Source organism: Novosphingobium sp. KCTC 2891, from assembly GCF_025938155.1.
In the GTDB taxonomy this organism is placed as follows: Bacteria; Pseudomonadota; Alphaproteobacteria; order Sphingomonadales; family Sphingomonadaceae; genus Novosphingobium.
In genome coordinates, this window is sequence record NZ_JAPCZG010000001.1 from 407,019 (window position 1) to 413,924 (window position 6,906).

Below are 6,906 nucleotides of genomic sequence, written 5' to 3' on the forward strand. Positions count from 1 at the left end.
GCGGCGTGACACGTCACCCCTTCGCCAGCGCCTGATCGGCGCCGAGCGCGGGGGCGTGGAGCGCCGGGCGGCCGGGTTCGTTGCGGAAGCGGATCGGCGTGCCGATGTGGCGGCGGCCCAGATCATCCGTGGCGATGAAGTCCCGCGCGGCGACCTGCTCGTCCTCCAGCGCTTCGGGGTAGGTCTTGACCGGGCCCCAGCACACGTCGAGCCGGTCGAGCAGCGCGCCCGCTTCGTCCAGGGTCATGCCGGCGAAGGCCCGGGCCAGCAGGTCCACCACCGGCTGCTGGTGTGGGCCTGGCTCCTTGCACAGCGGTGCGAGGTCGAGCCGGCCGAGGTGGCCGAGCAGGGCCTCGATGAACTTGCGCTCCTGCCCCGCGATGGCCAGCATCCGCCCGTCGCCGCATTGGTACCAGCGGTAGAACGCTCCGCCGCCGGTCGTCCGCTCGTGCGCCACGATGGGCTGGCGTCCCTCGGCGAGCGTCGGCCCCATCACGTTGGAGGTCGCCGAAAGCAGGGTTTCCTGCATCGAGATGTCGATGAAGTCGCCTTGTCCGGTCTTCTCCCGCGCCAGCAGCGCCATCAGCACGCCCGACAGGCCCTGGAGGGCGGAGAGGTAGTCGGAGATCGGGATGCCCGGCATGGCCGGCTTGCCATCGCTGCCCAGCGTCGCGCCGAGCACGCCGGTCATCGCTTCGAGAGCGAGATCGTGCGCGGGGCGCTTCGCCAGCGGCCCGTCCTGCCCGAACGCGCTGATCGCGCAGAAGACGATGCGGGGATTGCGCGCCGCCAGCGTGGCATAATCGATCCCCAGCCGCGCGGCGACGCCGGGGCGGCTCGATTCCACCACCACGTCCGCCGTGTCCACCAACCGCAGGAACGCGGCGCGATCCGCCTCATCCTTCAGGTTGAGCACGACGCTTTTCTTGCCGCGGTTGAAGGCACGGAAATAGACGGTGTCCGGCCCGTCCGACAGGCCGATGTGGCGCGTATGGTCGCCGCCGGGCGCTTCGATCTTGATGACCTCGGCGCCGTGATCTGCCATCGCCAGCGTCAGGTAAGGTCCGGGGATGAAGCTCGACAGGTCGAGCACCCGGATTCCCTCAAGCTTCACCGCGCAGTTCCTTTCGCTTTCAATCGATCGGTTAAGCGATCGGGGAACGCGCGGCCAAGGTCAAGCGGGGTGAGGCGGGCGTGCGCCGGGAAGGCATCAGTTGTCGTTGCCGTGGTGGCGCGACAGCACGCGGCTCATGCGGTCGAGGCGCTCGTTCTCGAGGTCGGCGATCTCGCCCAGCAGGCGCGCGATTTCCTCGTTCTCGATCGCGAAGGCGAGGTCATCGAAGTGCTGCGGGACGGGCTGCAGCGGGTAGGCGAGTTGCAGGCAGCGAGACAGGCGCGCGCGCGCCCAGTCCGTGCTTTCGGGCAGGCCGCGCCTTCGTGTCCCGATCCTGACCGTCTTACCTTGCCTTGCCATTATGTCCTGCGCTCATCTCGATCGCCCTGTAAATTATTGCAAATATCTGAACTCAAGTCGAATCCTGCCTGCGCATTCGCCGTAAGGGGAGTTCTGCACGCGGTGAACCGATGCTCAGATCTCAAGCTGGCTGCCCAGTTCGATCACGCGATTGGTGGGCAGGTTGAAGAACTGCATCGCGCTGGCTGCGTTGCGGACCATCCACGCGAAGAATGCCTCGCGCCACAGCGCCATGCCGGGACGTGCCGAGGGGATAAGCGTCTGCCGCGCCAGGAAGTAGCTGGTGTCCATGGGCCTGAACGGTCCGCCGGCGCGGGTTTCGGCCGCGAGCTCGGCGGGAATGTCGGCTTCTTCCATGAAGCCCGTCCGCACGATCATGCGGTAGAAGCCGCTGCCCATGTCCTCCACCTCGCGGCGGGCATCGGCGGCAACGTGGGGCACGCCCTGCGTGATGACCGTGAGGACCACCACGCGTTCGTGAAGGACGTGATTGTGCTTGAGGTTGTGCAGCAGCGCGGGCGGGATGCCTTCCACCGTCGAGGCTAGGAACACCGAAGTGCCCGCCACGCGGCGGACCCGGCGGCACACGGAATCGAGGAACAGGTCGAAGGGCATCGAATCTTCCGCCAGCCGCTCGCGCACGATCCGCCGCCCGCGCGCCCATGTGGTGAGCACGGCGAAGGCGATGGCTGCGACCAGCAGCGGGAACCAGCCACCATCGGGCACCTTGGTGGCGTTGGAGGCGAAGTAGGCGCCATCGACGATGAGAAACGCGCCGGTGACCAGACCGGCAAGCAGGGGGTGCCACTTCCACACCGCGAAGGTCAGCACGCCGGCCATGCAGGCGGTGATGAACATCGTGCCGGTTACTGCGATGCCATAGGCGGAGGCGAGGTTGCTGGACGTGCGGAAGCCGAGCACGAGCAGGATGACGAGACCGAGCAGCGCCCAATTGACCAGCGGCACATAGATCTGCCCTGCGGCGTGCGCGCTGGTGTGGGTGATGCGCAGACGCGGCAGGAAGCCGAGCTGGATCGCCTGCTGGGTGACCGAGAAGGCGCCGGAGATCACCGCCTGGCTGGCGATGATCGTCGCCAGCGTGGCAAGGATCACCAGCGGCAGGCGCAGCGCATCCGGCGCCATCAGGAAGAACGGGTTCTGGATCGCTTCGGGACGGCGCAGCAGCAGCGCAGACTGGCCGAGATAGTTGATCAGCAGGCAGGGGAGGGCGACCCAGAGCCAGGCGACCATGATCGCGCGCCGGCCGAAATGGCCCATGTCTGCATAGAGTGCTTCGGCACCCGTCACCGCCAGCACAACCGAGCCGAGCGCGAGGAAGGCGAGCAGCGGATCGATCATGAAGAACCGCAGGGCATGAACCGGGCTGAGCGCCTGAAGCACTTGCGGCGCCTGTGCGATCTGGACCAGGCCAAGCACCGCCAGCGCCGCGAAATAGACCAGCATGACCGGCCCGAACAGCCGTCCGACGGCCGCGGTCCCGCGCGACTGGATCGCGAAGAGCGCGGCTATGATCGCGATGGAGACGGGCAGCACGTAATCGGCAAAGCCGGGTGAGACGATGGTCAGTCCTTCGACCGCTGACAGCACCGAAATGGCCGGCGTGATGATCGCATCGCCATAAAACAGCGCGGTGGCGACCAGCCCCAGCATGGCCATGGCCGCGCTCCATTTCGTGGGGCCAAGGCGCCGGCCGATGAGCGCGAGCAGCGCCAGGCTGCCGCCTTCGCCCTTGTTGTCAGCGCGCAGGATCACCAGCACGTACTTGATCGTGACAATCACCGTCATCGTCCAGAAGATCAGCGAGAGCACACCGAACACGTGCGCGTGGTCCACCGCGAGCGGGTGGTGGCCGATGAAGCTTTCCTTGAGCGCATAGAGTGGGCTGGTGCCGATATCGCCGAACACCACGCCGATCGCGCCGATGGCCAGCGTGCTCAGGCTTTCGCCGTGCCCGTGGCTGCTTTCGGTCGCGGGGCCGGTGTGCGCGGTGGCCACGGCTGCGTTGGAGGAGCCATCGGCGGCAAGGGCGGATGTCTGGATCATGGCGTGACCCTATGCCCCGCGGCCCGCCGCCGCACGCGGCTTTACGGAATGTTTATGCCGCGCCGGCTCGACAGGCGGGCAGGGCGGGGGCAATCGGGACGGGTGAGCGACGCGCCGATTCCTTCCGATCCCGCCCGCTGGGGCACGTTGCGCGGCTATCTGGAAGCGCTGGGCCTCGTTGCCGCGATGACGCTGCTGGGCGCGGGTCTGTTCACGCGCGGTGCCATTGCCGACATCGGCCTGCTCTATCTTGTGCCGGTGATGTTCGCGGCAACGCGCCATGGCTTGGTGACGGGGATCGTGACAGGGCTGGGCTCCTCGCTCGCTTACAACTTCTTCTTCATTCCGCCGATCCACACGTTCGCCATCCGGAATCCGGCGCATCTGGTCACCGTGCTGGTGCTGCTGGGCGTGGCCGTGGTCGGCAGCCAGATGGCGGGGCGGCTGCGCGAGCAGGCGCGGCTGGCGCAGGCCAATTCGGCGCGCGATGCCGCGCTGGCCGGTTTCGCGCGGCAATTGATGGCGGTCAGCCACCGCGATGCGTTGTGGCCGCTATTAGCCCGCGAGATCGCGCGGCGTTTCGACGTGCGCGTGGTGATGGCGGAGCCGGACGAGGACGGGCAGGCCGTGCTGGTCGCCTCTGATCCGCCGCAGGACCGGCTCGACATGCTGGAGCAGGTTTCGGCACAGTGGTGCCTGGGCAGCGGCCTCGCCGCCGGCCCCGGCGCGCCGACGCCGACAGCGTCCGAATGGTTGTTCCACCCAGTCGCAGCGGGCGGCAAGATCGTCGCGGTCGTGGGGATCGCCCGCCCCGATGCGGCCGCGCCGCTGCGTGCCGAACGCCTGCCGTTGCTGGGCAGCCTGCTCGATCAGGCGAGCCTGGCCGCAGCGCGGATCATGGCGGAGGAGGAGATGGTTGCGCTGGGCAAAGTGCAGGAGCGCGACCGGCTGCGCGCCGCGCTGCTTTCGTCGGTGGGGCACGATCTGCGCACGCCGCTGACGACCGTGCTGGGCACGTTGCGGGCGATGCGGGCCGAAGGGCCGGAACAGGCGGCGCAACTCGCCGCTGCGCTCGCGGAAGCGGAACGGCTGGAACGCTTCGTGGCCAACCTGCTCGACATGGTGCGGATCGAGACGGGCAATCTCGACCATGCCACCGAACCGGTGGACCTTGGCGAAGCGGTTGCTGCCGCGATCGGGGATGTGAGCCGGACGCTGGCGGGGCGCGGGGTAGATGTGGAGGTGCCGGACGACTTGCCGCTCGTGCTGGCCGACCCCCGCCTGCTGCACCACTGTCTTATCAACCTGATCGACAATGCGGCGCGCCACGGTGGGGCGGATGGACGGATCGTGGTGCGGGCAGGCCCTGTGGACGCTGGCGGCATCGAGCTTTCCGTCATCGATGAAGGCCCCGGCCTGCCACCGGGCGCGGGCGAGCGTCTGTTCGGGATGTTCCAGCGCCTCGCCGGATCTGACCGGACGGGGGGCAGCGGGCTTGGCCTGGCGATTGTACGCGGGTTTGCCGAGGCGATGGGGTTCTCCGTCAGCGCGGCCAATCGTGCCGACGGGCGCGGAGCGTGCTTCGCGCTGCATGTGCCGTCCACTCTGTTGCGCGATGTGGGAGAGGCGGCGTGAGCGCTCCCTCCCGCATCCTGATCGTGGAGGACGAGGCGCCGATCCGCGCCTTGCTGCGCGCGGCGCTGGAAAGCGCGGGCCATGTGGTAAGCGAAGCCGTCGATGCGGGCGGGGCGCTTGCCGCGCTTCACGCCGAGGCGCCTGCGCTGGTGCTGCTCGACCTGGGCCTGCCCGACCGCGACGGGCTGGAACTGGTGCCGCTGCTGCGCGGGGCGGGGGCGGCGGTGATCGTTGTTTCGGCGCGCGATGCTACCCGGCAAAAAGTCGCGGCGCTCGATCTGGGTGCGGACGATTATGTGGTGAAGCCTTTCGACGCTGAGGAAGTACTGGCGCGCGTCCGCACCGCGCTGCGCCGCCGTGCGGCACCCACGGCTGCGAGCCCGGTGGTGCGCTTCGGTGACGTTGCGGTCGATCTGGTCACCCGGCAGGTGACGCGCGCGGACGCAGAGGTCCACCTCGCGCCTAAGGAATATGCGCTTTTGGCCGAACTCGCGGCTCACGCGGGCAAAGTGCTGACCCATGCCCATTTGCTGCGCAGCATCTGGGGGCCGGGGCACGAGGGCGACGTGGAGTATTTGCGCGTGGCGGCCCGCGGCATTCGCCGCAAGCTGGAGCAGGGCGGGCGGGGGAAACCCTCGGCGCTGCGCAGTGAACCGGGCATCGGATACAGGCTGGTCACCAGTTAAGACTGCTTGACGCAAGAACTGCGTCTTATCCCTATTCTTCACTAAGTTAATAGTAATGGTAAACGAATCGCGGGTCGTCACCCGTGCTTGTTGGCCGGGATGCCGTTGGCGCCCAATTCGCCTCCCCATGCTGCGAACGATTGCTGCAAAATGTCGGTTATAGACCAATTTGGGCCAAATTTATGTCGCAAACCGAGACAGCATTAACCTCAGGTATGCCAAATTGATCCTTAAGGTATATTGTGACGACCTTGGTCCCAACGTACGTGATTCCCCAGTGCAGAAGGCTAATTCTGCTTAACAAAAAATGGTCGCGGGACGGATTTTGTGATTTTGCTCGGCTGACGATTTTCGATCGTTAACCAGTCCGGTCCCGTGGCGGCACATGTGCATTCGACAGGGGACCAGACAATGCCGACGACATCCACGCCCGCGAAGACCTCGGTTAAGGTCGCGCTCACCAACAACGCTGCGAAGGACGATTTCTTCACCTGGGGCGAGAATTCCACCACGCTGGATGGCTGGAGTGTTATCGACGTTCTGGGGAACGACCCGGGTTCGGCCAAGATCTTCTCGCTCGGCAGTGGCACGACCACCAGCGGCCAGATGGTTGCATCTTACGACCAGGCCGTAACGTTCGGCGATCACGACCAGTTCAAGGGAAAGCTTCACCTTGGAGACGGCCAGATCGCGTTCAAGCTCGACGATCTGAACAGCATTGACGCGCTGGCCGAGGGCGAGACCGTCACGTTCACCTTCTCCTACACCGCCAAGATGGCGAATGGCACGCTGAGCACTGCCAATGTGACGATCACCATCGTCGGCGCGAACGATCCGGCAGTCATCACCGGGCTGGACAGCCGCCTGCTGGTTGAGACGAACAGCGCGCTGAGCACGGGGGGCAAGCTCGATGCGACGGACGTAGACAGCTCGGCCGCATTCGTCGTGCAGACCAACGTTGCCGGCGATCAAGGCTACGGCAAGTTCTCGATCGCGGCGGACGGCACGTGGACCTACGCGGCGAACAACGCGCACGACGAGTTCAAG

6 protein-coding genes are annotated in these 6,906 nt (G+C 66.7%); 3 read left to right on the forward strand and 3 right to left on the reverse strand.

Features of this window, described 5'->3' with window-relative positions; all coding sequences use genetic code 11:
* Positions 1-13: 13 nt before the first annotated feature.
* The 3 genes from OLX02_RS01965 to OLX02_RS01975 all read right to left on the reverse strand — a co-directional run bounded on the left by OLX02_RS01965 (position 14) and on the right by OLX02_RS01975 (position 3,538).
* Positions 14-1,114, reverse strand: coding sequence for a CaiB/BaiF CoA transferase family protein (locus tag OLX02_RS01965; protein ID WP_264419754.1), 1,101 nt, complete (start codon positions 1,112-1,114; stop codon positions 14-16).
* A gap of 96 nt (positions 1,115-1,210) precedes the next feature.
* Positions 1,211-1,474, reverse strand: a complete 264-nt coding sequence (locus OLX02_RS01970; RefSeq protein WP_264419756.1) for a hypothetical protein — start codon at positions 1,472-1,474, stop codon at positions 1,211-1,213.
* Positions 1,475-1,588: 114 nt separating this feature from the next.
* The gene (locus OLX02_RS01975) at positions 1,589-3,538 is read right to left on the reverse strand and encodes a potassium transporter Kup (RefSeq protein ID WP_264419758.1); all 1,950 of its coding nucleotides are present in this window, start codon (positions 3,536-3,538) and stop codon (positions 1,589-1,591) included.
* 102 nt (positions 3,539-3,640) lie between these two features.
* On the opposite strand from OLX02_RS01975, the gene OLX02_RS01980 reads away from it, so the two are divergent.
* The 3 genes from OLX02_RS01980 to OLX02_RS01990 all read left to right on the forward strand — a co-directional run.
* The gene (locus tag OLX02_RS01980) at positions 3,641-5,173 is read left to right on the forward strand and encodes a DUF4118 domain-containing protein (protein WP_264419759.1); all 1,533 of its coding nucleotides are present in this window, start codon (positions 3,641-3,643) and stop codon (positions 5,171-5,173) included.
* The gene (locus tag OLX02_RS01985; RefSeq protein WP_264419761.1) at positions 5,170-5,859 is read left to right on the forward strand and encodes a response regulator; all 690 of its coding nucleotides are present in this window, start codon (positions 5,170-5,172) and stop codon (positions 5,857-5,859) included. The genes OLX02_RS01980 and OLX02_RS01985 overlap by 4 nt, the downstream gene beginning before the upstream one ends.
* Before the next feature lie 411 nt (positions 5,860-6,270).
* A partial coding sequence (locus tag OLX02_RS01990; RefSeq protein ID WP_264419763.1) for a VCBS domain-containing protein occupies positions 6,271-6,906 on the forward strand: 636 nt, incomplete at its 3' end.